Annotated in this window: 24 protein-coding genes; 6 read left to right on the plus strand and 18 right to left on the minus strand. The window is 73.0% G+C overall.

Annotation, left to right across the window (positions count from 1 at the left end):
• Positions 1-38: 38 nt before the first annotated feature.
• Both ACFCV8_RS19180 and fdxA read right to left on the minus strand, forming a co-directional pair.
• Positions 39-1,133, minus strand: coding sequence for a bifunctional succinyldiaminopimelate transaminase/glutamate-prephenate aminotransferase (locus tag ACFCV8_RS19180; protein WP_376686553.1), 1,095 nt, complete (start codon positions 1,131-1,133; stop codon positions 39-41).
• Positions 1,134-1,227: 94 nt separating this feature from the next.
• On the minus strand, positions 1,228-1,548 hold the full coding sequence (fdxA, locus tag ACFCV8_RS19185) for a ferredoxin (protein ID WP_037688837.1): 321 nt from the start codon (positions 1,546-1,548) through the stop codon (positions 1,228-1,230).
• A gap of 117 nt (positions 1,549-1,665) precedes the next feature.
• Between fdxA and ACFCV8_RS19190 the strand changes: the two genes are divergently transcribed.
• Both ACFCV8_RS19190 and ACFCV8_RS19195 read left to right on the plus strand, forming a co-directional pair.
• Complete coding sequence (locus tag ACFCV8_RS19190; RefSeq protein ID WP_376686554.1) at positions 1,666-2,667, plus strand: GNAT family N-acetyltransferase; 1,002 nt, start codon at positions 1,666-1,668, stop codon at positions 2,665-2,667.
• Positions 2,668-2,719: 52 nt separating this feature from the next.
• A complete protein-coding gene (locus ACFCV8_RS19195; RefSeq protein ID WP_376686555.1) occupies positions 2,720-3,577 on the plus strand; it encodes a transglutaminase-like domain-containing protein in 858 nt (285 codons plus the stop codon).
• 16 nt (positions 3,578-3,593) lie between these two features.
• On the opposite strand, the gene ACFCV8_RS19200 is transcribed toward ACFCV8_RS19195, so the two are convergent.
• From ACFCV8_RS19200 to ACFCV8_RS19210, 3 genes are all read right to left on the minus strand, one after another.
• A complete protein-coding gene (locus ACFCV8_RS19200) occupies positions 3,594-4,127 on the minus strand; it encodes a hypothetical protein (RefSeq protein WP_376686556.1) in 534 nt (177 codons plus the stop codon).
• Positions 4,128-4,207: 80 nt separating this feature from the next.
• Positions 4,208-6,259 carry a GTP-binding protein gene (locus ACFCV8_RS19205; RefSeq protein ID WP_376686557.1) on the minus strand — a complete coding sequence of 684 codons (2,052 nt, stop codon included), beginning with the start codon at positions 6,257-6,259 and terminating at the stop codon, positions 4,208-4,210.
• A gap of 519 nt (positions 6,260-6,778) precedes the next feature.
• Positions 6,779-7,699, minus strand: coding sequence for a hypothetical protein (locus ACFCV8_RS19210; RefSeq protein ID WP_376686558.1), 921 nt, complete (start codon positions 7,697-7,699; stop codon positions 6,779-6,781).
• Between the two features lie 15 nt (positions 7,700-7,714).
• Between ACFCV8_RS19210 and ACFCV8_RS19215 the strand changes: the two genes are divergently transcribed.
• The 3 genes from ACFCV8_RS19215 (at position 7,715) to ACFCV8_RS19225 (ending at position 10,347) form a co-directional block, all read left to right on the plus strand.
• Positions 7,715-7,828, plus strand: coding sequence for an MYXO-CTERM sorting domain-containing protein (locus ACFCV8_RS19215; RefSeq protein ID WP_376686559.1), 114 nt, complete (start codon positions 7,715-7,717; stop codon positions 7,826-7,828).
• A 110-nt stretch (positions 7,829-7,938) separates the two neighbouring features.
• Positions 7,939-8,658 carry a class F sortase gene (locus tag ACFCV8_RS19220; protein WP_376686560.1) on the plus strand — a complete coding sequence of 240 codons (720 nt, stop codon included), beginning with the start codon at positions 7,939-7,941 and terminating at the stop codon, positions 8,656-8,658.
• Between the two features lie 123 nt (positions 8,659-8,781).
• Positions 8,782-10,347 carry an FG-GAP-like repeat-containing protein gene (locus ACFCV8_RS19225; RefSeq protein WP_376686561.1) on the plus strand — a complete coding sequence of 522 codons (1,566 nt, stop codon included), beginning with the start codon at positions 8,782-8,784 and terminating at the stop codon, positions 10,345-10,347.
• A 54-nt stretch (positions 10,348-10,401) separates the two neighbouring features.
• On the opposite strand, the gene ACFCV8_RS19230 is transcribed toward ACFCV8_RS19225, so the two are convergent.
• The 8 genes from ACFCV8_RS19230 to ACFCV8_RS19265 all read right to left on the minus strand — a co-directional run bounded on the left by ACFCV8_RS19230 (position 10,402) and on the right by ACFCV8_RS19265 (position 17,877).
• Positions 10,402-11,013, minus strand: coding sequence for a DNA-binding response regulator (locus ACFCV8_RS19230; protein ID WP_376686562.1), 612 nt, complete (start codon positions 11,011-11,013; stop codon positions 10,402-10,404).
• On the minus strand, positions 11,010-12,200 hold the full coding sequence (locus ACFCV8_RS19235; protein WP_376686563.1) for a sensor histidine kinase: 1,191 nt from the start codon (positions 12,198-12,200) through the stop codon (positions 11,010-11,012). The genes ACFCV8_RS19230 and ACFCV8_RS19235 overlap by 4 nt, the downstream gene beginning before the upstream one ends.
• Complete coding sequence (locus tag ACFCV8_RS19240; protein ID WP_376686564.1) at positions 12,197-12,937, minus strand: ABC transporter permease; 741 nt, start codon at positions 12,935-12,937, stop codon at positions 12,197-12,199. Before ACFCV8_RS19240 ends, ACFCV8_RS19235 begins: the two co-directional genes overlap by 4 nt.
• Complete coding sequence (locus ACFCV8_RS19245) at positions 12,934-13,869, minus strand: ABC transporter ATP-binding protein (RefSeq protein WP_376686565.1); 936 nt, start codon at positions 13,867-13,869, stop codon at positions 12,934-12,936. Before ACFCV8_RS19245 ends, ACFCV8_RS19240 begins: the two co-directional genes overlap by 4 nt.
• A gap of 169 nt (positions 13,870-14,038) precedes the next feature.
• Positions 14,039-16,102 (minus strand): peptidoglycan binding domain-containing protein, encoded by a 2,064-nt coding sequence (locus tag ACFCV8_RS19250; protein WP_376686566.1) that lies wholly within the window; start codon positions 16,100-16,102, stop codon positions 14,039-14,041.
• Between the two features lie 175 nt (positions 16,103-16,277).
• Entirely contained in the window at positions 16,278-16,721 is a 444-nt protein-coding gene (locus ACFCV8_RS19255) for a DUF6113 family protein (protein WP_376686567.1), read from the minus strand.
• The gene (gene mshB, locus ACFCV8_RS19260; protein WP_376686568.1) at positions 16,718-17,617 is read right to left on the minus strand and encodes an N-acetyl-1-D-myo-inositol-2-amino-2-deoxy-alpha-D-glucopyranoside deacetylase; all 900 of its coding nucleotides are present in this window, start codon (positions 17,615-17,617) and stop codon (positions 16,718-16,720) included. Before mshB ends, ACFCV8_RS19255 begins: the two co-directional genes overlap by 4 nt.
• Positions 17,618-17,682: 65 nt before the next feature.
• Positions 17,683-17,877: a hypothetical protein gene (locus ACFCV8_RS19265; RefSeq protein WP_352273294.1), complete on the minus strand. Its 195-nt coding sequence runs from the start codon at positions 17,875-17,877 to the stop codon at positions 17,683-17,685.
• Positions 17,878-18,066: 189 nt separating this feature from the next.
• Here ACFCV8_RS19265 and ACFCV8_RS19270 point away from each other — a divergent pair, with 189 nt between their 5' ends.
• Positions 18,067-20,199, plus strand: coding sequence for a prolyl oligopeptidase family serine peptidase (locus ACFCV8_RS19270; RefSeq protein WP_376686569.1), 2,133 nt, complete (start codon positions 18,067-18,069; stop codon positions 20,197-20,199).
• Between the two features lie 37 nt (positions 20,200-20,236).
• Here the strand turns inward: ACFCV8_RS19270 and ACFCV8_RS19275 are convergent, their stop codons facing one another.
• The 5 genes from ACFCV8_RS19275 to ACFCV8_RS19295 all read right to left on the minus strand — a co-directional run bounded on the left by ACFCV8_RS19275 (position 20,237) and on the right by ACFCV8_RS19295 (position 25,423).
• Entirely contained in the window at positions 20,237-21,241 is a 1,005-nt protein-coding gene (locus ACFCV8_RS19275; protein WP_376686570.1) for a hypothetical protein, read from the minus strand.
• Positions 21,242-21,355: 114 nt separating this feature from the next.
• Complete coding sequence (locus ACFCV8_RS19280) at positions 21,356-22,552, minus strand: ABC transporter ATP-binding protein (protein ID WP_376686571.1); 1,197 nt, start codon at positions 22,550-22,552, stop codon at positions 21,356-21,358.
• A complete protein-coding gene (locus ACFCV8_RS19285; RefSeq protein ID WP_376686572.1) occupies positions 22,542-23,519 on the minus strand; it encodes an ABC transporter ATP-binding protein in 978 nt (325 codons plus the stop codon). Before ACFCV8_RS19285 ends, ACFCV8_RS19280 begins: the two co-directional genes overlap by 11 nt.
• A 13-nt stretch (positions 23,520-23,532) precedes the next feature.
• The gene (locus ACFCV8_RS19290) at positions 23,533-24,507 is read right to left on the minus strand and encodes an ABC transporter permease (RefSeq protein WP_376686573.1); all 975 of its coding nucleotides are present in this window, start codon (positions 24,505-24,507) and stop codon (positions 23,533-23,535) included.
• On the minus strand, positions 24,500-25,423 hold the full coding sequence (locus tag ACFCV8_RS19295) for an ABC transporter permease (protein ID WP_376686574.1): 924 nt from the start codon (positions 25,421-25,423) through the stop codon (positions 24,500-24,502). Before ACFCV8_RS19295 ends, ACFCV8_RS19290 begins: the two co-directional genes overlap by 8 nt.
• Positions 25,424-25,463: the final 40 nt, after the last annotated feature.

Genomic DNA, 25,463 nt, shown 5'->3' on the forward strand with positions numbered 1-25,463 from the left:
GGAGTGCGCACTCCCGGGGCCCCTCACGTGTGCGGGAATCAGGCCAGCCGCTTGACGGCCGCCGCCACCCGCTCGTCCGTGGCCGTGAACGCCACCCGTACGAAACGGTCGCCGGCCGGGCCGTAGAAGTCGCCCGGCGCGACCAGGATGCCGAGCTCCGCGAGGTACGCCACGGTCTGCCAGCACGGCTCGTCCCGGGTCGCCCACAGGTAGAGGCTGGCCTCGCTGTGCTCGATGCGGAAGCCGTGCGCCTCCAGCGCGGCGCGCAGGGCGGTGCGCCGCTCTGCGTACCGGGCCCGCTGCTCGGCCACGTGCGCGTCGTCGCCGAGCGCCGCGGCCGCCGCCGCCTGGACCGGGGCGGGGGTCATCATGCCGCCGTGCTTGCGGATCAGCAGCAGCTCGCCCAGGACCGCCGCGTCGCCGGCGACGAAGGCCGCGCGGTATCCGGCGAGGTTGGAGCGCTTGGACAGCGAGTGGACGGCGACGATGCCCTCGTACGTGCCGCCGCAGACGTCCGGGTGGAGCACGGAGACCGGCTCGGCCTCCCAGCCGAGCTCCAGGTAGCACTCGTCGCTGAAGACCAGCACCCCGTGCTCCCGGGCCCAGGCGACGGTCCGGGTCAGCTCCTCCTTGGACAGGACACGGCCGGTCGGGTTCGACGGCGAGTTGAGCCAGAGCAGCTTCAGCCCGGCCGGGTCCAGTTCCGTCGGGTCGTCGTAGACGACGGGCTCGGCTCCGCAGAGCCGGGCGCCCACCTCGTACGTCGGGTAGGCGAGCCGGGGGTACGCCACCTTGTCGCCCGCGCCGAGGCCGAGCTGGGTCGGCAGCCAGGCCACCAGCTCCTTGGAGCCGACGACCGGCAGGACGTTCTCGTGACCGACCCCGCGCGCGCCGAGCCGCCGCTCCAGCCAGCCGGTGATCGCGTCACGCAGCTCGGCGGTCCCCCACACCGTCGGATAGCCGGGGCTGTCCGCCGCGGCGACCAGCGCCTGCCGGATCAGCTCGGGCACCGGGTCGACGGGCGTGCCCACCGACAGGTCCACGATGCCGTCCGGATGGGCGGCGGCCGTCGACTTGTAGGGCGTGAGCTTGTCCCAGGGGAAGACCGGAAGACGGGAGGAGACTGCGGACACGGATCTCTGCTTTCTCGTACGGGTCTGGAAACACCTCGGTCCCGCACGGTGACGAGCCGTACGGGACCGGGGCGGCGCACCTGTCGGCCGCCGACTACTGGTTCTGCGGCGGGAGCGCGGCGATGAACGGGTGATCGCGCTCGATCAGGCCCAGCTTGGAGGCACCACCGGGCGACCCGAGGTCGTCGAAGAACTCGACGTTCGCCTTGTAGTAGTCCTTCCACTCCTCCGGGGTGTCGTCCTCGTAGAAGATCGCCTCGACCGGGCACACCGGCTCGCAGGCTCCGCAGTCGACACACTCGTCCGGGTGGATGTACAAGGACCGCTGGCCCTCGTAGATGCAGTCGACGGGGCACTCTTCGATGCAGGCCTTGTCCTTGACGTCGACACAAGGCTGCGCGATGACGTAGGTCACGCTGTCGTTCCTCCTCGGTAGGGCGTTGGCTCTCGCGCGGGAGCGCGGCGTCGTCGATGCCCGCCCCTAGTATCTCCGTTCCGGGGCACGAACCGAACAGGAGGGGCGTACAGAGCTGTGGAATTCACCATCGGCGGACAGCTCAAAGTCCGAATCACACCTGCTGACGTGGGCAAACGTGTATCAGTCCGGCGTATGTGCGAGAGCGGCCCGCAAGGGTCGGTCTTCGCGGACACGGTCGGCGTTCTCACATCGTGGGACAACGGTGTGCTCTCGATCACACCGAGGAATGGTGATCCGGTCCGCATCGCCGAGGCGGTTCTGGTGGCGGGCAAGGTGGTACCCGCGGCCCCGGCCCGGCGGCGGGGTCCGGCGGCCTCCTTCGGGGAGCTCGCCGAGGTCTGCGCCCGGGCCTGGCCGCCGGTGGAGAGCGAGCCGCTGGGCGACTGGCGGCTGCGCGCCGCGCGGGGCTTCACCCGGCGGGCCAACTCCGTACTGCCGCTCGGCGATCCGGGCCGCCCGCTCGACGACGCCCTCGGGTACGTCCGCGAGTGGTACGAGCGCCGCGGGCTGCCCGCGTACCTCCAGGTCGCGACCGGCGCCGAGGGCACCCAGGAGGTGCTCGCCGCGGAGCTGACGGAGCGCGGCTGGCGCCGCGAGGTGACGACGGAGGTCCGGGTCGCCGGGCTGGCCCCGGTCGGCGACCTGGACGCGGACGTGTCCCGGGTGCGGCTCGGCCGGGAGCCCGACGAGGGCTGGCTCGCCCGTTACCAGCGCTTCGAGACGCCGGGCCCGCACGTCCTCGCGGTGCTGGGCGGCGGCCCCTCGGTGTGGTTCGCCTCGGTGCCCGGTGACGACGCGGACACGCCGCCCGCCGCGATCGGGCGGTGCGTGGTGGACGGGCGATGGGCCGGCTTCATGGCCGTCGAGGTCGATCCGGCGCAGCGGCGCCGGGGGCTGGCCACCGCCGTGATGACCGCGCTCGCCCGGCAGGCCCTGGAGGAGGGCGCGTCGGCGGCGTGGCTCCAGGTGGAGCAGGACAACCCGGAGGCGCGGGCGCTCTACGACGGCATGGGCTTCGCGGTCCACCACCTCTACCACCACTTCCGGTCGGCGTGAGCGGGGCGGGCGGGCCCGCGTACCTCGGGTGCGCGCGGGGAGGGCGGGTGCGATGAGTGCTGAATCCGCGGGGCGGCCGGGCCGCCCGGACCCGGAGGAGTGGCGCCGGCGGTTCGCCGAGGAGGCGCGGGCCGAACGCCCGGACCTCGCGCTGCTCTGCCTGCTGCTGGGCGCGGTAGCCGATCCCGGGCTGGACGCGCACGGGATCGACGCGGCGCAGATCGAGCTGGACGAGCTGGCGGGGAGGCTGCCGTACGGGATCCGGGGCGGCCGGGCCTGGGCGTCGGCGCTGGCCGAACTGCTCGGTGAGCGGTGCGGTTTCGCGGGGTCGTCGGCGGACTACCGACGGCTGGATTCGTCGTTGCTGCACGCGGTGCTGCGCAGGCGTCGCGGGCTGCCCATCCTGCTGTCCGTGGTGTGGATCGAGGTCGCGCGGCGGGCGGGCGCCCCGGTGTACGGGGTGGCGCTGCCCGGTCATTTCGTCGTCGGCTTCGGCGATCCGGCCGAGCGGGTGCTGGCCGACCCCTTCGACGGCGGGCGGCCGATGACCGGCCAGGACGCGGAGCTGCTGGCGGCGGGGGCGACCGGCCGGCCGCTCGACGCCTCGATGCTGGAGCCCGCGCGGACCCTGGACATCGTGCAGCGCGTCCTGAACAACATCCGGGCCTGGGCATCGGCCCGCCCGGAGCGCACGGACGTGGCGCTGTGGGCGGTGGACCTGTCGCTGCTGCTTCCCTCGCACCCCGCCCGGCTCCGCTACGAGCGGGCCCAGCTGCTCGTGCAGAGCGGGGAGTTCCTGCGCGGTGCGGCGGAGATGGAGGAGTACGCCGACGTGGTCGACGGGGTCGAGCCCGCGGCGGCCGAGGCGATCCGCCACCGGGCGCGGGCCGCGCGCTCCCTGCTCAACTGACGGGCCCGGTCCCGGGTCAGGCTTCCTGGTCCGCCCATCGGCGCAGCAGCCGCTCCCGCTCGGCGCCCCGGGGCGCGCCGCCCTCGGTGCGGCCCCAGTCCGCCATGGCCGCCAGTGTCGTGGCCATCGTCGCGGCGCCGTCGGTGAGCCGGGACAGGACGGCTCCGGAGAGGCCCACCTCCGTCTCGGAGTAGCCGGCCGCCGCGGCGGCGTAGGCCCGGAGCGTGTCCCCGGACCCGCCGGACTCCACCCGCAGGGTCATCATGGGCGGGGCCTCGCCCGACCGGAGCGGGCGCTCGGGCAGAACCAGGTTCATCACCGTCTCCACGGCCACTCCCCCGACGATCCCGGCCCGCCGGAGCAGGGACTTCAGCGGGACGTCGGCCATCGTCAGGGCGTGTACGTCCTCCCAGAGGTGGAGGCGGGACTGCCCGTCGCCCAGGCCCATCACGCCCTCGGGCGTCAGCCGCACCCCGGGGGCCATGCCGGACGGCTTCGCGCCCAGGTACACATCGCCCTCGGCGATCCAGAACAGGCCGACCATGGCCATCGTCCGCTCACTCCCCCTCGATCGGGTCGGGCCGCCTCCGTGGCGCGTCCCGACCCGATCCTAAAGGGTGTCTTCCCTGCTCAACGCGGCTGCGCACCGGCCGAGACCCCGCGCACCGTACGCAGCAGGTACTCCTTGCGGTGGAGCGGGTCGCGGTCCGTGCGCGGCCGGTGCGGGGGTGTTCCGGCGACGGGCCGGTAGTGGGCGAAGCCGGATTCGAGCACCCCCTCGCCGCGGGTCAGGGACGGGAGCCGCTGCTGGAGTCCGTGGACCTCGGCCGCCGGGATCTCCCCCTCCACCACGCAGAGGGCACCGTGCGGGGCGGGGGTGCCGGGGACGGCCCGCAGCCGGGCGAGTACGGGCAGGACCGGGCCGAGCAGGTCCGCGGGGAGTTCCAGCCGGAACCGGTGGACCGGCTCGTGGACCGTGGTGCCGGCCCGTTTCAGCGCGTCCATCAGCACCAGCGGGGTCAGATCGCGGAAGTCGCCCGCGGTGCTCGACATGCTCTTGTCGAAGGCCGCGTGGGAATGGCTCTGGCGGGGCCAGTAACCGGAACGCGTCATCGTGACGACGCAGTCGGTGACCTGCCAGCCGTGGATTCCCTGCCCGAGGGTCTCCTCCACGGTCTCCTCCACCGCCCGCATCAGGGAGAAGGGCATCGAGCCGAGTTCCACCTCCAGCCGGAAGGAGATTCCGCTGCCGGCCGGTGCGGGATCGACCCTGAGGCCGACGGTCGCGAGAAAGGGATTGCCGCCCTGCGCGATGACCTCGAGCGCCGCACCGCTGCCGTCGGGCCGTTCCAGACAAATGGTGGTGGTCTCGCGGAAGGTGACGCCGATTCCGAATTCGTCGGCCAGCGTCGCCCGGACGACTTCCTTCTGCACCTCCCCGTAGAGCGAGACGGACACCTCTTCACGGATGTCGTCCTGCCGCAGGTCGATCAGCGGGTCCTGCTCGGCGAGCCGCGCGATCGCGGCGAGCAGCTCGCCCCGGCCGGCCGGAGGACAGGGCACCACCACGGACTCCAGCGTGGGCGGCGCGAACCAGCGGTCCGGGCCCGCCGTACCCGTACCTGCGCCCGTGTCCGCGTCCGTGTCCGTGTCCGGTACGCCGACCGGGTCGCCGATCCGGATGCCGGTGAGCCCCTGGAGCTTCGCGATCCGGCCCGCGCCGACCTCCGCCCCGCGCACGGCCAGGCCCTGGTCGAAGACGCTGATCCCGGTCACCTTGCCCTCGGCGCGCGGGGTGTCCCGGCCGAAGGCCAGCCGGTCACGGAGCCGGACGGTGCCGGAGAACATCCGTACGTACGCCGTCCTCTCGCCGCCCGGTCCGCGTTCGACCTTGAAGACCGTGCCCGAGACCGGCCCGGCGGCGTCGCCCCGGCTCGCGGGCAGCAGCTCCCTGACCCCGGCGACCAGGGCGTCCACCCCGGCGCCGGTGATCGCCGAGCCGAAGTACACCGGATGGACCAGGGCCCGCCCGGTCTGCGCGGCCAGCTCCTCGCGCAGCCGGTCGTACGGGAGCGACGCGGCGTCCTCGACGTACGCGGCCAGCAGTGTGTCGTCGTGGTCGGCGAGCAGTTCGGCGAGCCGGTCCGTGAAGCCGGTGTCGGCGCCGGTGTACGGCACACAGCGGGCGCCGGGGGCGCCGGGGTCCACGACACGGCCCATGGCGAGGACGGCCGGGGTGAGCTTCCCGGCGATGCCCCGCAGTACGGCCGTGTCGTGCGCGCCGCCCCGGTCGACCTTGTTCACGAAGATCAGCGTCGGGATGCGCAGGCGCCGCAGTGTCCGCATCAGTACGCGGGTCTGTGCCTGCACGCCCTCCACCGCGGAGACGACCAGCACGGCGCCGTCGAGCACGTTCAGTACGCGTTCGACCTCGGCGATGAAGTCGGGGTGACCGGGGGTGTCGATCAGATTGACCGTGGTGTCGTCGACGGCGAACGAGACGACGGCGGATTTGATGGTGATGCCGCGTTGCCGTTCGAGCGCCAGGGAATCGGTCCGGGTGCTGCCGTCGTCGACGCTGCCGAGCTCGTCGATGACTCCGGCGGTGTGGAGCAACCGCTCCGTCAGGCTCGTCTTACCCGCGTCGACATGCGCCAGAATTCCAAGGTTCAGCGTGTGCACGAAACTCCATGTCCTCGAGATCAGTGGTGATTCCCGCCTGAATGAACATGGGAGTTCCTCGCATGACCCGCTCCTTTGGTCGGCCGATGTCGGCGACGAGTACAGCAGGGGGCGGGGCACCGGACAACCGCTTTTGTCCGGGTGGCCCGCCGCCGTCGCCGTTCCGCCGCCACCGCTCCGGATTCGTTGCTCCGCCCGCGACGCTCCGCACACCTCGGGCGTCCGAATCAAGGAGGCGGGGCTGCGGCGCGTCGGCCTCTCACGGGAGTCCGGGAGGCCGTTCGGTGACGCTGCGGAGGCGGATCGGGCACCGTCCGAGGACGGAGCGGGGACACGGTACGGGCGGGGCGCCCTCCACGGATCACTTGTCAATTCCCGTCCCACACACATGAGTTCAGGAGCCCTGAGAAGGTGTCGCGAGGCGGACCGGGCGTGTCGGGCGGTGGCGCGGGCGCGGCAAACGGGTGGCGGTCCGCCGCCCAAACCTCGCGCGCCGCCGCCATACAGTCCAACGGGTGATTATCGGCCCCACGCCACCCGAAGAGCCCACGCGACGGCTCCCTGGCGGCTCTCTCCGATGGCGCGCACCCGCATTCCGACTGACGGTGGATCACGTCGCCACTGCGCCACATTGAGTCGACAGCCCGTCACTCTACGCAGTTGCAACGGAAGGAATGTGTTCAGATGCGCTCTGCCCGCACACTGTTCGCTTCGGCCGCTGTCACAGCGGTTCTCGCCATCACCGGCCCGGCCGCCTACGCCATGGCGACGTCCGGCGACTCGGGCCACGACAACGGCTACTCGTCCTCGCGGGGCGACGACCACGGGGACCGCGGCGGCGACCGCGGCGGCGACCGCGGCGGCGACCGCGGTGGAGACCGCGGCGGCGACCGCGGTGGAGACCGCGGCGGCGACCGCGGTGGAGACCGTGGCGGCGACCGCGGTCACGGCGACCGTGGTGGTCGCGGTGACCACGGCGACCGCGGTGGTCGTGGCGACCACGGCCGCCCGCACGGCGGCATCCACACCGGCGGGGGCTTCATGGCCCGCGTCGTCGCCGGGGAGAACGGCCCCGACGAGGGCGGCGACCGCGGCGGCGACGACCGCGGTGGCTACGGCGGCGACCGTGGCGGCGACCGCGGTGGAGACCGTGGCGGCCGCGGCGGCGACCGAGGCGGTCGCGGCGACCACGGCGACCGCGGTGGCCGCGGTGAGCACGGCCGCCCGCACGGCGGCATCCACACCGGTGGCGGCTTCATGGCGGCCGCGGTCGCCGGGGAGAACGGCCCGGACGACGGTGGGGACCGCGGTGGAGACCGTGGCGGCGACCGGGGTGGCTACGGCGGCGACCGTGGCGGCGACCGGGGTCACGGCGACCGTGGCGGTCGCGGCGAGCACGGTGGCCGCGGCGAGCACGGCCGTCCGCACGGCGGCGTCCACACGGGTGGCGGCGGTATGGCGATGACCGGTGGCGGCATGGCCGCCGGCTCGGCGCTGCTGCTCGGCGGTGTCGGTGTCGGCGCGTACAAGCTGCGCCGCCGCCAGTCGGCCGGCGGTGCGATGGCCTGACCGGGCCACCTCTCCCGCCAGTCGTTTCGTTGTCGCGGCCGCCGCCCCTCGGGGCGGCGGTCGCGGCGGCTGCGTTTCCCCCTCGCCGTACAACCGAAAGGCACGCTCCCATGGCCGCCCCGCAGCCGACCGACTCCTCCCCCGCCCGGACCAAACCCCGATCCTCGCTGGGCCGGGCCCTGATGTGGCCCGTCCTGGCCGCCGCGCTCGGCATGGTCCTGATCTACAACTCCTTCGGAACCCCGGTGAGCAGCAGCCGGACGGCCCCGCCCGTGGCCATCTCGTCCCCCTCCCCCGAGATCCTCGGTCACCACGCCGCCCCCGCACCCGCCATGTCGCCGCAGGCCCCCGTCGGCCCGTCGATGACGCGTTCGGACCCGCAACGGCTGGAGATCGAATCCCTCGGCATCGACGCGCCGTTCACCGATCTCTCGCTCGGTGCCAACGGTCAGCTGGACGCGCCGCCGCCCGACGACAAGAACCTGGTCGGCTGGTACAAGGACGGCACGAGCCCGGGCGAGCGCGGCACCGCGATCGTGGCGGGGCACGTCGACACGAAGACCGGCCCGGCCGTGTTCCTCCCGCTCCAGACGATCCAGCCCGGCGCCGAGGTCGACATCACCCGGGCCGACGGCTCGGTGGCGGTCTTCAAGGTCGACGGCGTACGGCAGTACAGCAAGGCCGACTTCCCGAACGAACTGGTCTACTCCGACAGCGACTTCTCCGACCTGCGCCTGATCACCTGCGGCGGCACCTACAACAAGACGGTCAAGGACTACGAGGACAACGTGGTCGTCTTCGCCCACCTCGACAGCTACACGAAGGGCTGAGCCCACGGGCGTCGCCGTCGGCGGCCCCGCACAACCATCCACCGGGCCGCGAGGTCGAACGGGGCAGTACGGAATCTCTTCCGTACTGCCCCGACCGCTTACCGAGCACCGGAGTTGATCGACGTGTCCGCTCATCCCCTCCGCCGCAGGTTGGCCACGGCGACCGGCGTCGCCCTGCTCGCCGGAGCCCTGACCGCCCCCGCCGCCCACGCCTCCGCCGGCTCCCCGGAGAATTCCGGCACCTCCCCCGCGAAGTCCGCCGCCTCCCCCGCGAGGGCCGCCGCAGCCGCCGCGAGGTCCGCCGCCAACGCCACGAGGACGCCGAGCACCAAGCGGCTGCACGACGACTTCAACGGCGACGGGTACCCGGACGTGGCCGTGGGCGCCCCCATGGCCACCGTCGGCGGCTCGGAGGGCGCGGGCGCGGTGAGCGTCCTGTTCGGCGGCCCCGGCGGCCTCACCGCCACCCGCAAGCAGGTGCTGACCTGGCCGGACCGATCCGGGATCGGGAACGCCGGCGACGCCCGTTACGGCACGGGCCTGCGCAGCGCCGACCTGGACGGCGACGGGTACGCGGATCTCGTCGGCCGCCTCTGGGCGACCACCCTCGACGGCGACCAGGGCACCGTGCTGGCCGTCAACTGGGGCGGCCCGTCCGGTCTTTCGGCGAGCCCCACCGTGCTGAAGCCCGTCCCCGGCGACCAGGTGGACGGCACCGGTGACCTGGACGTCGGCGACGTGGACGGCGACGGCCGCCCCGACATCGCGGTGGGCGACATGCGGCGCGGCGGCCATGTGCTGCACGGGCCGTTCGCCCGTACCGGGGCGTGGAGCCGGGTGAGCGCGTTCTCCGTCGACGGCACCGCCGTGCTCGACACCTCCACCATCGCCCTCGGCGACATGACCGGCGACGGCGCGGACGACCTGGTGATCCTCGGCTTCGGCCCGTACGACCCGTGGCAGCAGCACTCGTACCTGCTGAAAGGCGGCCCCGGCGGGTTCGCCGCCCCGGTCGAGATCCTGGACGCGGACGGGGCCCCGGTCGGCGGCGACACCGCGGCCATCGCCGACCTGGACCGGGACGGCCACGGGGACCTCGTGATCGGGCGCGCCGACGAGTGGGCGCAGGAGGACGCCCCGGTGAAGAAGGGCGGCGCGCTCTTCGTCGCGTACGGCGGCCCGCAGGGGCAGGGCACGTCCCGCGGGCCCGTCTGGATCAACCAGGACACCGAGGGCGTCTCCGGCACCGCCGAGTACCACGACTGGATGGGCTACAGCCTGGCGGTGGGCGACACCGACGGCGACGGCTACCCCGACATCGCGACCGGTCTGCCCGGAGAGGGGATCAACGGCATCGCCCACGCCGGCCGGGTCCTGGTCCTCAAGGGCGGCCCGCGGGGTGTGAGCGGTGCGGGGTCCAAGGAGTTCGGCCAGTACACGGCCGGGGTGCCGGGGACCGCCGAGGCGGGCGACCAGTTCGGCGAGGCACTGGCGCTGGGCGACTTCGACGGCGCGGGCCGGGCGGAGATGGTGGTCGGCGACCCGGCGGAGAACTGGGCGCACGGGGCGCTGTGGACCTTCGGTACGGACGCCACCGGGGTCGTCGCGCAGGGCTCCGCCTCGTTCGGCGCGGCGACCCTCGGCGCCCCGGCCGGCCCGTCCATGTTCGGCCGGTACCTGACGCACTGACGGGCGGGCCCGCGAGCGGGGCAGGGGGCCTGAGGACCCCGGCGGGGCGGGGGCCTACATCCAGCCCTTCTCGCGGGCGATGCGGACGGCCTCCGCGCGGTTGCGGGCGGCCAGCTTCTGGATGGCCGTCGAGAGGTAGTTGCGGACCGTGCCCTGCGACAGGTGGAGCGCGGTGGCGATCTCGGCGTTGGTGGAACCGTCCGCCGCCACGCGCAGGACGTCGCGTTCGCGCTCGGTGAGGGGGCTCGCCCCGTCGGCGAGGGCGGCCGCGGCGAGGGTGGGGTCGATGACCCGCTCCCCGGCGAGCACCTTGCGTACGGCGGCGGCCAGTTCGGCGGCCGGGGCGTCCTTCACCAGGAAGGCGTCGGCGCCCGACTCCATGGCCCGGCGCAGATAGCCGGGGCGGCCGAAGGTGGTGACGACGACGAGCTTCACGGCCGGGAGTTCGCGCCGCAGGAGCGCCGCCGCGTCGATGCCCGTCATGCCCGGCATCTCGATGTCCAGGAGCGCCACGTCGATGTCGTGCTGCCGGGCGGCGGCCAGCACCTCGTCGCCCCGGGCGACCTGGGCGACCACCTCGATGTCGGGCTCCAGGCCGAGCAGGGCCGCGAGGGCCTCGCGCACCATGGACTGGTCCTCGGCGAGAAGAAGTCTGATCATGCTCATTTCGTGGATCCTAGGGCGGAACCGAGCGGAACGCTCAGGGTCAGGGTGTAGCCCTTGCCCTGGCCGGAGCCCGGCCCCGGGCCGCCCGCCGTCGTGATCAGGGTGCCGTCGACCGCCGCGAGGCGTTCGCCGATGCCGGTGAGGCCGTTGCCCGGCTTCGTGCCCGAGGGGCCCACCCCGTCGTCCGCGACGGACAGTTCGAGGACCCGGCCGTCCAGCGTCTGGCGCGGGGTGAGGGCGACCGTGCACCGCCGGGCCCCGCTGTGGCGCACGACGTTGGTGACGGCTTCCCGCAGCGCCCAGGCGAGCACCTCCTCCGGCTCCTGGGGGATGCCGTCGGGCGCCTCGGCCGGGACGTCGGCGGTGATGCCCGCGGCGGCCAGCGCCGTGCGGGCGCCCGCCAGTTCGCCGGGGAGGGTGGGGCGGCGGTAGCCGGTGACCGCGCTCCGCACGTCGATCAGGGCCTGGCGGCTCACCTTCTCGATGTCCGCCACCTGGGCCGCCGCCTGTTCCGGGTGGCCGGGCAGCATCCGGCCCGCCAGCTCGCTCTTGAGGGTGATCAGGGAGAGCGAGTGGCCGAGCAGGTCGTGCAGGTCACGGGCGAGCCTGAGCCGCTCCTCGTTGGCGGCGAGCTGGGCGACGGTGGCGCGGGCCTCGCGCAGCTCGATCGTCGTACGGATCAGCTGCCGTACGCCGGTCATCGAGAAGCCGCCCAGCAGCGCCGGGAAGACCAGCGCGGTGATGATCTCGCGCGGGTGGTCGGCGGTCAGGCCGAGACCGACCAGGGCCGCCGTGACGGCGGGGATCAGCCAGCCGGCCGTCCGCAGCGGGAGGGTGGCGCCGACCGAGACCGCCACGTACACGAAGAGGACCAGCCAGGGGGTGCCGAGCGTCAGGGTGAGCAGGACGGCGAGGGCGCCCAGGAAGGCGATCCACGCGTGGGCGGACCGGTCGTCCCCGTCCATGGGCGTGCGGCTCAGGACCAGCAGCAGATAGGCCCCGACGAAGGTGAGCAGGCCGAGGGTGCCGAACGCCGTCGCCCAGGGGGTGTGGCCGCCGTCGGTCAAATCCTTGACGGGCGCGCTCATGAAGGCGAGCCAGATACCGACCCAGAGCAGCTTGATCCACCGCTGCCTGGGGTTCGCGGGCGGGCGCCCGATGCCCACGGACGTCTCGTCGTCGTTCACGCCTTCAAGGTGTCCTTCCGGTAGAGCCAGGCCGCGCCGCCCGCGAAGACCACGAAGTAGGCACAGAGGATCGCGACGTCCTTGGCGTGCGGCGAACCGCCCATCTCGATCGCCTGGCCGAGAGAAGCGTACGCGTGTGTGGGCAGCCACTCGGCGATGTTCTGGAGCCACTGCGGGAAGGTGGCGGTGGGCATCCAGAGGCCGCCGAGGATGGAGAGGCCGAAGTAGATGATCATCGTGAGCGGGCGGACCGCGTCCCCGCTGGCCAGGTAGCCGATGGCGACCCCGAGCGCGGCGAAGACCAGCGATCCGGCCCAGATGACGCCGCCCAGCGCGAACCACTGCCAGGCCTCCACCCGTACGTGCTTGACGGCGGCGGCCACCAGGAAGACGACCACGATGCAGGGCAGGGTGACGATGGCCGCGCCGGCGATCTTCGCCAGGACGTAGCCCCGGCCGGGCAGCGCGGTGAGCCGCAGCTGACGGACCCAGCCCTTCTCCCGTTCCTTGGCGATGCGTTCGCTGTTGCCCATGAGGACGGCGGTCAGCGCGCCGAAGGAGGCCATCGAGACCATGAAGAAGGCCTGGAAGGTGAGATCGGTGTGCGGGATGCGGTCGGTGGTGTTCTGGGTGCCGGAGATCAGCAGATAGATCACCGAGGGGTAGATGACCGAGAAGAACATGAACTTCTTGTTCCGCAGGGTGCGGACCACTTCGAGCCTGATCAACGTGTTCACGCGGTCCTGGCCTCCTCGGCCTCGGTGATGGCGACGAAGGCCTGCTCCAGGCCCAGTCCGGCGACTTCGAGCGCGCGCGGGTAGAGGCCGAGCCCGTAGACGGCGTGGACGGTGGCGTCGGCGTCGTGCGACTGGATGCGGACCCGGCTGCCGTTGACGTCGAGCGCGGAGAGGTGCGGCAGGGCGCGCAGGGCCGCCTCGTCCACCGGGCCCTCCAGCTCGAAGGAGATCCGGCGGGCCCCGGCCCTCGCCTTGATCTCCGCGGCGGTGCCGTCGGCGAGCAGCCGCCCCTTGTGGAGGACGAGCACCCGGTCGGCGATCGCGTCGGCCTCTTCGAGGTAGTGGGTGGCGAACAGGACGGTGCGCCCCTGGTCGGCCTGCTCGCGCATGGTGGCCCAGAAGGCCTGCCGGGCGGTGACGTCCATGCCGGTGGTCGGCTCGTCGAGGACGATCAGGTCGTTGGCGCCCGCGGTGGCCAGGGCGAAGCGGACCCGCTGCTCCTGGCCGCCGGAGAGCTTGTTGACCATCCGGCCGGCGATCTGTGTGACGCCCGCCCTGGAGAGCACCTCCGTCACTGGGAAGGGCCGGGGGTGCAGGGCGCAGGCGAGGCCGACCAGCTCCCCGACCGTGACGTCCTCCATCAGCCCGCCGCTCTGGAGCATCGCGCCGACCCGGCCCGCGGCGATGGCCTCCCGCGGGGTCGTGCCGAAGACCTCGACGCTGCCGGAGTCGGCTCCACGCAGGCCGAGCAGGAGTTCGAGGGTGGAGGACTTGCCCGCGCCGTTGGGGCCGAGGAGCGCCACGGTCTCGCCCGGATGCAGTTCGAGGGTGAGCCCGGCGACGGCGCGCACCTCTCCGTACGCCTTGCTGACCTGCGCGAAGCGGACCGCGGCGGTCTTCGCCCCGGTGGCCTCGCCGACTGTTGTTGTCATGGGTCCATCGTCACGGGGAGCGGGGTGCCGGCGGCAGAGCCGTCCATCGTGGTTTCGGGATGACAGATGTCATGCCGCGCCCGAGCGGATGTCACACCGGGCACACGACGCCGCCCCCGGCCGGAGGTCCGGTCGGGGGCGGCGGGCGGTGCGCTGCGCGGGGCTCCGGTCAGCCGGTGGCGCCGCCGTTCGTGCCGTCGAGGCTGATCACGACGGTGCGTTCGGCGAGGGTCTTGCCGAGCAGCGCGGTCTGCATGGCACGGGCCACGTCGTCCGCGCCGAGCTGCCGCTTCTTGCCGCCTTCGGTGATCATGATGCCGTCGAAGACGCCGTCGCAGAGGGTGTCGATGGCCTTCGTGTCGTACCGCGCGACCAGCTTGCCGTCGGCCGGGGCCATGGACAGGATCTGCGGCAGCGACTTGGCGGGGCCGAACTGGATCTGCTTGACGCCCGCCTTGATGGTGACCAGGCCCGACATCGCGGGCTCGGCGAACTCCTTCATCGCCCGGTCCAGTTCGGCCTGGCCGATGGTGGGTTCATGGGTGCCGACCGGCAGTTCGACCACCTTCGACCGGCCGGTCTGCACCTGCGCCCGGTACGCGTCCCGCACCGAGTTCATCGACCGGTTGACGTCCAGCGCCTTTCCGGTCTTCCCGGGTACGGCGACGGCCTTGCCCGGCTCGAACTTGATCGTGCCGTCGTTGGAGGAGCCGGAGACGCCCGCCAGGTCCGCCAGCGCGACGCCCAGCTTCTCCTCGTCGACCGGGATCACCGGGTCGACCGCGCGCTTGGTGCCGAAGAGGGAGCCGATGACGGAGACCGGGTTGTAGTCGCTGCCCGCGGCGGCGCGCACGGTCTCCTGGCTGTCCAGCGCGAGCCCGGCCTTGTCGGGGGCGAGCTGGGTCTTGCGGCCGTCCACGGAGAGCTGGAGCGGGGCCACGGCGCGCTTGCCGAGGGCGGCGTCCAGCTTCGTGACGGCCTCGTCCTTCGTGCCGCCGCCGATGTCGACGCCGAGGACGGTGGTGCCCTTGGGCACGTCGGAGTGGTTCATCAGCAGTCCGGCGCCGTACGCGACTCCGGCCAGAACGACCACCGCGGCGCCGAGGAGGACCAGCTTGGAGCGGCCCTTCTTCTTCGCGGGCGCGGACGACGGTTCGGGCCGGGGGGCGGGCGACGGGGCGGCCGGTCCGCCGGGCCCCGCCGGGCCGGTGCCCATCGGGTCGTCGAGGCCGGACAGCGCCGGATCGGGGCGTGCCCCCTCGGGCGCGGCCGGGAACGGCGACGCCGCCCGGCGCTCCGGCGGTACGACGGGGATGCCGCTGGTGAGGGTGTCACCGGAGACGTTGCCACCGGGCCCGGCGGGTGCCGGACCGGCGAACTGCGGGGTCAGCACGGCGGTGTCGTCGGAGAGCCGCGGCACCGGGCCGCCCGGCGCACCGGGCCCCTTCGGGCCGGATCCGGGGGTTCCCGGTCCGCCGAGGTCCGGGGTGAGCGCGGAAGTCCCGGTGACCGGCCCCGTGGTGGGACCGGCGGGGCCGGGCGTGCGCACCCCGAGGTTCGGCGTGGGGCGCGGGCCGCCGGAGGTGCCGGGCCCGAAGTCGTCGGGCCGGGGCGCGCCCTGGTCGCCCGTGCGCGCCGGACCGTCCGAGAAGTACGGCAGGTCGGGGCGGGGCGAGGCGGGTGCCCCGCCGGTGCCCTCGCCGCCGCCGACGACGGGCGTACCAGCGGCAGGAGTGCCGCCGGCCGGGGTGCCGACCACGGGGGTGCCGCCCGCCGGGGTGTTCGCGACGGGCTTGCGCGGGGCGAACCAGTCGCTGCCGCTCTTCTGGGCCGGCTTCTCGGCCGCGGGCTCCGCGACCGGGGCGGACTCGGCGGCCGGGGCCGCGTCGGAGGCGTCCGGTGCGCCCTTCCCGGCGGCCGCGCCGGGGCGCGGGACGCTGCCCGTGCGCTCGGCGTCGGTGCCGTCGGTCTCCCCCACCGGCGTCCGCATGACGACGGGCGGGATGGGACGCGAGCCGGGGATGTTGATCCGGATGCGCGTCGTCAGCGTCGTCTCGGTCCTGGGCTCGTCGGCCCGGGACGCGTCCGCGGCCTCCGGGCTCCCCTCCGGGGCGTCCTGCGAAGGGTGCGACGACGGATACTGGCGTGATCCGTACGGCGGCGTCCCCGAGGGGTACGCGGCGCCTCCGCGCCCCTGGGGCCCGGAGGACGAACTGTCAGTTTCACGACTCAAAGCAGGTTCTCCCGATTGGATCCGCCGCCCGTACTTCCCCCATGCCGCAGGCCTGGGGACGGCTCGGCGCGCGCACCACCATACTGGCCGCAGCCGACGGTCACCCCGCGACCGGGGGAAACGGCTGCCCGCCCCTGATCTGCCGGACCCGGCTCAAGGGATCGGACGAGGCACTTTACTTGCCGGACCGACCGCTTCCGGTGCCCGGCAGGGGCACCCGCGACATGGTGGCACAGATCACGGCGACGGCCATCCCGCCCAGCAGGAAGAGGGTGAGGCCCAGTTCGTCGCCGAAGACATAGTCGCCCTCCGGTCGTCCGCCCAGGAGAACGACGATCGAAATCAGCCACCCTCCGGCGGGGGCCAGCGCCCCGAGCTGGGTGCCGAGGACGAGCCGGCCGCCGTGGAAGAGCCCGGCCGCGGCCAGCAGGGCCAGCAGCAGCCCGCCGGGGAACCAGGCGGCCTGGACGAGCGTCCCGGCGATCCCGACGAGTGCGCCGAGCACGGCGAGGCCCGCGTAACCGCCGATCCGGGCGGGGTTGAACGGGGCGGCCAGGCCGGTGGCGGGGACCGGGGCCGGGGAGCGCGGTGCGCGCTGCTTGCTGCCGCCGTCGCTCATCGTCCCGCCTCCGCCAGGCCCGCGAACAGGTCGTCCTCCCGGGTCCCCCGGGGCGCTCCGTGGGGGCCGCGCACCAACTCGTAGTACTCGGTGGTGAGGACGGGCTGGCCGAGGTCGTTGGAGAGGGTGAAGAAGGGGCCGTCGACGGAGATCTGGGTGGCGTGGGCGCGCATCGCGGCGCTCTTCGCGGCGGCGTGGGCCGTGCCGTCGATCTCCGCGGCGATCCGGCAGTCGTCGACCACGCCCGGCAGGTCGTCGAGGGCGGCGACGCCGGGGAAGGCGTCCGGCGCCGTCTCCCGGAGGCGGGCGAGGCCCTCCTCGGCGACGCGGCGCGGCACCCGGGTCCAGTAGATCTTGGCGATGGTGTGCGGGTCGCCGTCACCGGGGCGGTACGCGGGGTCGGCGGCGAGCTCCGTCGCGCGCGTCGCGACGCGGTGGGCCTGGATGTGGTCGGGGTGGCCGTAGCCCCCGTCGGGGTCGTAGGTGACCAGGACCTGCGGGCGCACCGAGCGGATGACCTCCACCAGGTGTCCGGCGGCCTCGTCCACGTCCGCGGCCCAGAAGGCGCCCTGGCGGCGGTTCTGCTCGGCGCCCATCATCCCGGAATCCCGGTAGCGGCCGGGGCCGCCGAGGAGCCGGTGGTCGGTGACGCCCAGCTCCTTCATCGCCGCGCCGAGTTCGCCCTGGCGGTAGGGGCCCAGGGCGTCGTCCCGGTCGGACGCGAGATGGGCGAGCGAGGGCGGGATGACCTCGCCCTCCTCGCCCAGTGTGCAGGTCACCAGGGTGACCTGGGCACCCTCGGCCACGTACTTGGCCATGGTGGCGCCGTTGTTGATCGACTCGTCGTCGGGGTGCGCGTGCACCAGGAGCAGGCGCCGGGCGGGATGGTCCGTCATGGGACCAGCCTACGAGCCGGACGCACCGAACACCGCCGGCGCTCCCTGCGCCGACGAGCCGGGCCTCAGAACTTGAGGCTGCCGATCATCCCGGCCACGTTCGAGGTCAGGTTCGAAATGCTCGGCGCGATCGACGAGCTGGCGAGATAGAAGCCGAGCAGTGCGCAGACCACCGCATGTCCGCCCTTCAGTCCGGATTTCCGGATCAGCAGGAAGACGACGATCGCCAGCAGCACCACCACGGAAATCGAGAGTGCCACGGCGGTTCACCTCCATCAGTACGGTCGGGACGGGCAGCACACATGGAGCCAGCGGGTTTCCTACCCACCGAGCGCTACGGATCATAACTTTCCGTGGAAAGGCACTGATCGGTGCACGGCAGCACGAGGGGCGCACGCCCGGCCGACCGGGCACTCCCCGACCGGTCGGCCGGGGGCTAGGTTCGACGCATGACTTCACAGCCGATCTCCTTCCCCCGCCAGCACGCCAGGACCATGCGGTTCACCCTCGGCGCCCCCCGGTCGTTCACCGTCTCGCCCGACGGGGAGCGGGTGGCCTTCCTGCGTTCGGAGTCCGGAACGGAGCGTTCCGGCCAGCTGTGGGTGCTGGACCTGCCGAAGGACGGGGCGCCGCGGGAGCGCCTGGTCGCCGATCCCGGGGCCCTGCTGGGCGGTTCGGCGGAACGGCTGTCGGCGCAGGAGCGGGCCCGTCGCGAGCGCAGCCGCGAGGGTGCCTCGGGGATCGTCGGCTACGCGGTCGACGCGGCCGCGGAGTTGGCCGCGTTCACCCTCTCCGGGAAGGTCTACGTCGCCGGGCTGCGGTCGGGTACGGCACGTGCGCTGCCCGTTCCGGGCCCGGTCATCGACCCCCGTCCCTCACCTGACGGACGACACATCGCCTATGTGTCCAAGGGCGCGCTGCGCGTGGTGGGCGCCGGGGGCGAGGGCGACCGGGCCCTCGCCGAGCCGGAGGCGGACGAGGTGTCGTACGGCCTCGCGGAGTTCGTCGCGGCCGAGGAGATGCAGCGCTCGCGGGGCTTCTGGTGGTCGCCGGAGTCGGACCGGCTGCTGGTGGCCCGGGTCGACAACAGCCCGGTGCGGCGGTGGTGGATCGCGGACCCGGCGCACCCGGAGCAGCGGCCCGCGGAGATCGCGTACCCGGCGGCGGGGACGCCCAACGCCGAGGTGCGGCTCTTCGTGCTGGGGCTGGACGGGACCCGGACCGAGGTGGCCTGGGACCGGGCGGGTCACCCGTATCTGGCCCAGGTGCACTGGTCGTCCGCCGGGGCGCCGCTGCTGCTGGTGCAGTCCCGCGACCAGCGCAGCCACCTGTACCTCGCGGTGGACCCGGAGACCGGGCGGACCCGGACGGTGCACGCCGACGAGGACCCGGTGTGGCTGGAAATCTACCCCGGCGTGCCCGCCTGGACGCCGGACGGCCGGCTGGTACGGATCGCGGACGAGGGCGGTGCGCGGGTGCTGGCGGTCGGCGACCGGCCGCTGACCGGGGCGCGGTTGCAGCTCCGGTCGGTGCTGGACATCGACGAGTCGGACATCCTGGTGTCGGCCACGGCCGGCGAGGAGGCGACGGACCCGGAGATCGGCGAGACCCATGTCTACCGGGTCAACGAGCTGGGTGTGGAGCGGGTCTCGAAGGAGCCGGGGGTGCACACGGCGGTCCGCGCGGGCGGGGTGACGGTGCTGGTCTCGCGGACCCTGGAGCGGTCCGGGGCCCTCGTCCGGGTGTTCCGGGACGGCAAGCCGGTCGCCACGGTGACGAGCCACGCGCAGGAGCCGGTCATCTCCGCCCGGGTGCGGCTCGCCGAGGGGGGCGCACAGCGGATTCCGTGCGCCGTACTGCTCCCCGAGGGGTACCAGGAGTCGGACGGTCCGCTTCCGGTCCTGATGGATCCGTACGGCGGGCCGCACGGCCGGCGGGTGGCCGCCTCGCACGACGCGCACCTCACCTCGCAGTGGTTCGCCGACCAGGGCTTCGCGGTCGTCGTCGCGGACGGGCGGGGCACTCCGGGGCGTTCGCCCGCCTGGGAGAAGGCGGTCAAGAACAACCTGCTCCTCACGGTGGACGACCAGATCGAGGCACTGCACGCGCTCGCGGACCGGTTCCCGCTGGACCTCGGCAGGGTCGCGATCCGCGGCTGGTCGTTCGGCGGCTACCTGGCGGCCCTGGCCATCACCCGGCGGCCGGACGTCTTCCACGCGGCGGTGGTCGGCGCCCCGGTGACCGACCAGCGGCTGTACGACACCCACTACACCGAGCGCTACCTCGGCGACCCGGCCGAACAGCCCGAGGTGTACGCGCACAACTCGGTCGTCACCGACGAGGGACTGTCCGAGGCCGCCGAGCAGGTGCGGCCGATGATGATCGTCCACGGCCTCGCGGACGACAACGTGGTGTTCGCGCACACCCTCCGGCTCACCTCGGCCCTGCTCGCGGCCGGGCGCCCGCACGAGGTGCTGCCGCTGAGCGGGGTGACCCACATGACGCCGCAGGAACAGGTGGCCGAAAACCTGCTGCTGCTCCAGGTCGACTTCCTGAAGCGGTCGCTGGGGCCGAAGGGCTGAGGGAACCGGCCGGATCACGTCCGGTCCGCCCTCCCCGTCACCAGCCCGGCGGCGGCTGGGACGGGGGCGGCGGCCCGAAGGGTCCGGGCGGCGGTCCGTACCCCGGCCCGTATCCCGGCTCGCCCCCCGGCGCGGGCACGGGGGCCGGCCGGCCCGGCAGGGCCGCCGCCAGCAGCGTCACGGCTCCGACGAACACCTCGAAGAACCCGGTCAGCACGAGCAGTTCGCTCTCGACCGGCAGGTCGAGGAAATGCTGCAGCAGCTCGTAGTGGACCGTTCGGATCACGCTCAGGATGCCTTCGAGCAGCAGCAGCGCGGCGGCAATCAGGCCGAACGCCCGCGCGTGCGTGGCGCGGGAGACCGCGCTCACCCCGGCGAACAGGCAGAGCAGCACCAGCAGGGCGGAGAACCAGCCGGGCGGCGGGCCCGTCAGCGGCTGGAAGACCCGGTCGCCGCCCAGATACCAGTCGGGGTACAGGTCGGGGCCCCGCAGCGCCTGGCGGATCTCCCAGCCGGCCACGACCACGGCGGCCGCCCCGAGGCCCAGGAGGACGACCACCCCGGCGCCCGTGCCCGGCCGGGCCGGGGGCCGTTCGGTGAAGTCGCGCACCGGGCGGCGGCCCGCCCCGGCGGTGATGATCAGCGCGATGCCCGCGGCGAGCGCCACGAAGGCGCAGATCATGGCACGGGTGCGCAGCTCGTCGGGGAACCGGCCGTCCCACCGGGCCTCGCCGATGTTCCAGAGTCCGGGCAGCCGCACCGCGATCGTGACCGCCCCGGCGGCGGCCAGCGCGCCGGCGGACGCCGCGGACCGCAGGGCGGCGACGGCCGCGGCGGCGTACACCACCAGCAGGACCGGGTCGGACACCGAAGTGGTCGGCAGCACGGTGAACCGGGCGTCGTAGAACCCCGCCCAGCGACGGCCCAACTGCCCGATGTCGTCCGCGGCGTTGATGTCCCGTACGATCCAGCCCGCGACGATCAGCGCGAGCACCGCGCACAGAACGGCGCCGGTGACCCTTGCCCCCCGTGTCAGTATCACCCGAGCGATACTCACACCGCGGTGCCCGGCCGACAAGGGGTTCACCGGCGTGGTGCGCGAACGGGCAACCGGCCGGGAGGACTTGGCGGCCTCCCGGCCGGTACACACTCGGCGCTACGCCTCGCCCGGGCCGTTCGGCTCGCCCGGACCGTTCTGCTCGCCCGACTCGTCCGGACCGTTCGCCTCGCCCGGTGCGTTCTCGGCGGCCGGCGGGCCCGGTGTCCCCAGCAGCCCCTCCGGCGGGACCACCCGCTTCTCCTCCGCGAAGTGGCAGGCCGAGTCGTGCGCGGCCGCCGAATCGGTCATCCGGAAGACGGCGGGCACGGCCAGCAGCGGCACCTCCAGCGCACACCGCTCCTGCGCCTTCCAGCAGCGCGTGCGGAAGCGGCAGCCGGAGGGCGGGTCGGCGGGCGAGGGGACGTCGCCGTGCAGGATGATCCGCTCCCGGTGCGCGCGGGCCGCGGGGTCCGGCACCGGGACCGCCGACAGCAGCGCCTGGGTGTAGGGGTGCGTGGGGTGCTCGTAGATCTGCTCGTCGGAGCCGGTCTCGACGATCCGGCCGAGGTACATCACGCCGACCCGGTCGGAGATGTGCCGGACGATCGACAGGTCGTGCGCGATGAAGACGTAGGCGAGCCCGAACTCCTTCTGGAGCCGGTCCAGCAGGTTGACGACCTGGGCCTGTACGGAGACGTCGAGCGCGGAGACCGGTTCGTCGGCGACGATGATCTCCGGGTTGAGCGCGAGGCCGCGGGCGATCCCGATGCGCTGGCGCTGGCCGCCGGAGAACTGGTGCGGGTAGCGGTTGATGTACTCCGGGTTGAGGCCGACCACGTCCAGCAGCTCCTGGACCTTCCGGCGCCGGTCCCCCTTCGGGGCCACCTCGGGATGGATCTCGTACGGTTCGCCGATGATGTCGCCGACCGTCATGCGGGGGTTGAGCGAGGTGTACGGGTCCTGGAACACCATCTGGATGTTCCGGCGGACCGCCTTCAGGGCCCGGCCGGACAGCTTGGTGAGGTCCTCGCCCTTGTAGCGGATCGCCCCGGCCGTCGGCTGTTCCAGGTGCACCAGCATCTTGGCCACGGTCGACTTCCCGCAGCCGGACTCCCCCACGATGCCGAGGGTCTCGCCCGCGGCCAGGTCGAAGGAGACCCCGTCGACCGCCTTGACGGCACCGATCTGCTTCTTGATCAGGACGCCCTGGGTCATCGGGTAGTGCTTGGCCAGGTCGCGGACCTCCAGGATCGGCTCGCCGCTCCGCACGGCCGCCTCGCGGACCGGGCCGGCCGCCGGGTCGTCAGCGCGCATCGAGCGTCTCCTTCCAGAAGTAGCAGGCGCTCTCGCGGTGCTCGGCCACCTCGAACAGCGGCGGCACCTCGTCCCGGCAGATCTCCCGGGCGAGCGGGCAGCGGGGGTTGAAGGCGCAGCCGGGCGGGATGTGCAGCAGGTTGGGCGGCAGGCCCTTGATCGCGTACAGCTCCTGCCCCTTCTGGTCCAGGCGCGGGATCGACCGGAGCAGGCCCTTGGTGTACGGGTGGGCGGGGGCCCGGTAGATCTCGTGGACCGGGGCGGACTCGACGATCCGGCCCGCGTACATCACGGCGATCTTGTCGGCGACGTCGGCGACGACGCCCAGGTCGTGGGTGATCAGGATGAGGCCCATGTTCAGCTCGCGCTGGAGCTCGGCGAGCAGGTCCATCACCTGGGCCTGCACGGTCACGTCGAGGGCGGTGGTGGGTTCGTCGGCGATGATCAGCGAGGGCTCCAGTGCCATCGCCATGGCGATCATGATGCGCTGGCGCATGCCGCCGGAGAACTGGTGCGGGTAGTTGCCGACGCGTTCCCTGGCCGCCGGGATGCGGACCCGGTCCATCAGCTCGACGGCCTTGAGCTTCGCGTCCTTGCGGGACATGCCCCGGTGCACGACGAACATCTCGCCGAGCTGCTCGCCCACGCTGAGCACGGGGTTGAGGGAGGAGAGGGCGTCCTGGAAGATCATGGCCATTTCCTGGCCGCGGATCTTCCGGCGTTCCTCCTTCTTCATGGTCAGCAGGTCGCGGCCCTTGAAGAGGATCTCGCCGCCGCCGATCCTTCCGGGCGGCATGTCGAGGATGCCCATGACGGCCTGGGCGGTGACGGACTTGCCGGAGCCGGATTCGCCGAGGACGGCCAGTGTCTCGCCCTCGGCCACCGAGTAGGTGACCCCGTTGACGGCCTTGGCGATCCCGTCGCGGGTGTGGAACTCCACGTACAGATCGCGCACTTCGAGCAACATGGCAGCGGGCTCCTCAGCGCAGCTTGGGGTCGAGGGCGTCGCGCACCGCGTCGCCGAGCATGATGAAGGCGAGCACGGTGACGGCCAGGGCACCGGCGGGCCAGAGCAGCATGTGCGGGGCGTTGCGGATGTACTGGGACGCGGCGGAGATGTCGATGCCCCAGGAGACGGCGGGCGGTTTCAGGCCGACGCCGAGGAACGAGAGCGTCGCCTCCAGCGCGATGTACGTACCGAGCGCGATGGTCGCGACGACGATGACCGGCGCGATGGCGTTCGGGGCGATGTGGCGCAGCAGCATCCGGGAGTTGGAGGCGCCGAGCGCCCGTGCCGCCTGCACGTAGTCGTTCTGCTTGGCGGTGATGACGGAGCCGCGGGCGATACGGGCGATCTGCGGCCAGCCCAGCAGCACGATGAAGCCGATCACCGGCCAGACGGTGGCGCTGGTGACCACGGAGAGGAAGACCAGGCCGCCGAGGACCACCGGGATGCCGAAGAAGATGTCGGTCAGCCGGGAGAGCACGGCGTCCGACCAGCGGCCGAAGAAGCCGGCCAGCCCGCCGAGCAGCCCGCCGAGGAGGGTGACGCCGATGGTGGCGCAGACGCCGACGGTCACCGAGTTCCGGGCCCCGTAGACGGTGCGGGTGTAGACGTCGCAGCCCTGGGCGTCGAAGCCGAAGGGGTGACCGGGCTGGGAGCCCTCCTGCGCCTTGGCCAGGTTGCAGTCCAGGGGGTCCTGGTCGGCGATGAGCTGGGGCCAGATCGAAATGATCACCAGGAAGAGGATGATCAGCGTGGAAATGATGAAGACCGGGTTGCGGCGCAGGTCGCGCCAGGCGTCGGACCAGAGGCTGCGCGGCTTCTGGGCGGGGCCGCTGCCCGAGGGGCCGCCGGGCGCCCTCTCGAGGGTGGTGCCCTCCGCCACGGCGAGGTCCATCGCCCCTCCGGATCCGGCCGACGAGATCGCCTCGCCCGGTGTCTGTTCAGGCATAGCGGATCCTCGGGTCGAGTACGGCGTAGAGCAGGTCGACGATCAGGTTCGCCGCCAGGAAGACCAGGACGAGGATGGTGACGAAGCCGACGACGGTCTGGGAGTTCTGGCGCAGGATGCCCTGGTAGAGCTGGTAGCCGACGCCGTGGATGTTGTAGATCCGCTCGGTGACGATCGCCCCGCCCATCAGGGCGCCCACGTCCGTGCCGATGAAGGTGACGACCGGGATCAGTGAGTTGCGCAGCAGGTGGCGGACGACGACGCGGCGCCGGGGCAGCCCCTTGGCGACGGCGGTGCGTACGTAGTCGGCGCGGGCGTTCTCGGCGATCGAGGTGCGGGTGAGCCGGGTGACGTAGGCCAGCGAGACGGAGGCGAGCACCAGTCCGGGGATCAGCAGCTCGTTGAAGGGGGCCTCGGGCGAGACGGAGGGTTTGATGACGCCCCACTCGACGCCGAGCAGCAGCTGGAGCAGCAGGCCGGTGACGAAGGTCGGGATGGAGATGACGACCAGGGTCAGGATGAGCACGGTGGTGTCGACGGGGCGGCCGCGGCGCAGTCCGGTGACGACGCCGAGGCTGATGCCGATGACGATCTCGAAGACGATCGCCACGACGGTGAGCCGGATCGTGATGGGGAAGGCGGTGGCCATCAGATCGGTGACCTTCTGCCCGTTGAACGCGGTGCCGAAGTCCCCGGTGAAGACATTGCCCATGTACGTGAGGTATTGCTGCCACACGGGCTTGTCGAGGCCGAATTCCGAGCGGAGCTGGGCGGCGGTCGCCGGGTCGCACGGGCGGTCGCCGCAGAGACCCGCGATGGGGTCGCCCATCACGTTCACCATGAGGAAGATCAACAGAGTGGTGCCGAAGAAGACCGGGATCATCTGCAGCAGCCGCCGGATCACATAACGTCCCATGCGGGGGCTCCGGGGGTCGCGGGGTTCGGATGGTCCGGGG

Source organism: Streptomyces sp. NPDC056347, assembly GCF_042262625.1.
Lineage (GTDB): Bacteria > Actinomycetota > Actinomycetes > Streptomycetales > Streptomycetaceae > Streptomyces.

Coding starts and splice junctions, on each gene's coding strand:
- ACFCV8_RS19245 (WP_376686565.1), bottom strand. CDS start 13,869: ATGACAACAACAGTCGGCGAGGCCACCGGGGCGAAGACCGCCGCGGTC.
- ACFCV8_RS19220 (WP_376686560.1), top strand. CDS start 7,939: ATGGCCGCCCCGCAGCCGACCGACTCCTCCCCCGCCCGGACCAAACCC.
- ACFCV8_RS19270 (WP_376686569.1), top strand. CDS start 18,067: ATGACTTCACAGCCGATCTCCTTCCCCCGCCAGCACGCCAGGACCATG.
- mshB (WP_376686568.1), bottom strand. CDS start 17,617: ATGACGGACCATCCCGCCCGGCGCCTGCTCCTGGTGCACGCGCACCCC.
- ACFCV8_RS19280 (WP_376686571.1), bottom strand. CDS start 22,552: ATGCGCGCTGACGACCCGGCGGCCGGCCCGGTCCGCGAGGCGGCCGTG.
- ACFCV8_RS19290 (WP_376686573.1), bottom strand. CDS start 24,507: ATGCCTGAACAGACACCGGGCGAGGCGATCTCGTCGGCCGGATCCGGA.
- ACFCV8_RS19230 (WP_376686562.1), bottom strand. CDS start 11,013: ATGAGCATGATCAGACTTCTTCTCGCCGAGGACCAGTCCATGGTGCGC.
- ACFCV8_RS19295 (WP_376686574.1), bottom strand. CDS start 25,423: ATGGGACGTTATGTGATCCGGCGGCTGCTGCAGATGATCCCGGTCTTC.
- ACFCV8_RS19255 (WP_376686567.1), bottom strand. CDS start 16,721: ATGAGCGACGGCGGCAGCAAGCAGCGCGCACCGCGCTCCCCGGCCCCG.
- ACFCV8_RS19195 (WP_376686555.1), top strand. CDS start 2,720: ATGAGTGCTGAATCCGCGGGGCGGCCGGGCCGCCCGGACCCGGAGGAG.
- ACFCV8_RS19200 (WP_376686556.1), bottom strand. CDS start 4,127: ATGGCCATGGTCGGCCTGTTCTGGATCGCCGAGGGCGATGTGTACCTG.
- ACFCV8_RS19215 (WP_376686559.1), top strand. CDS start 7,715: ATGGCGATGACCGGTGGCGGCATGGCCGCCGGCTCGGCGCTGCTGCTC.
- ACFCV8_RS19285 (WP_376686572.1), bottom strand. CDS start 23,519: ATGTTGCTCGAAGTGCGCGATCTGTACGTGGAGTTCCACACCCGCGAC.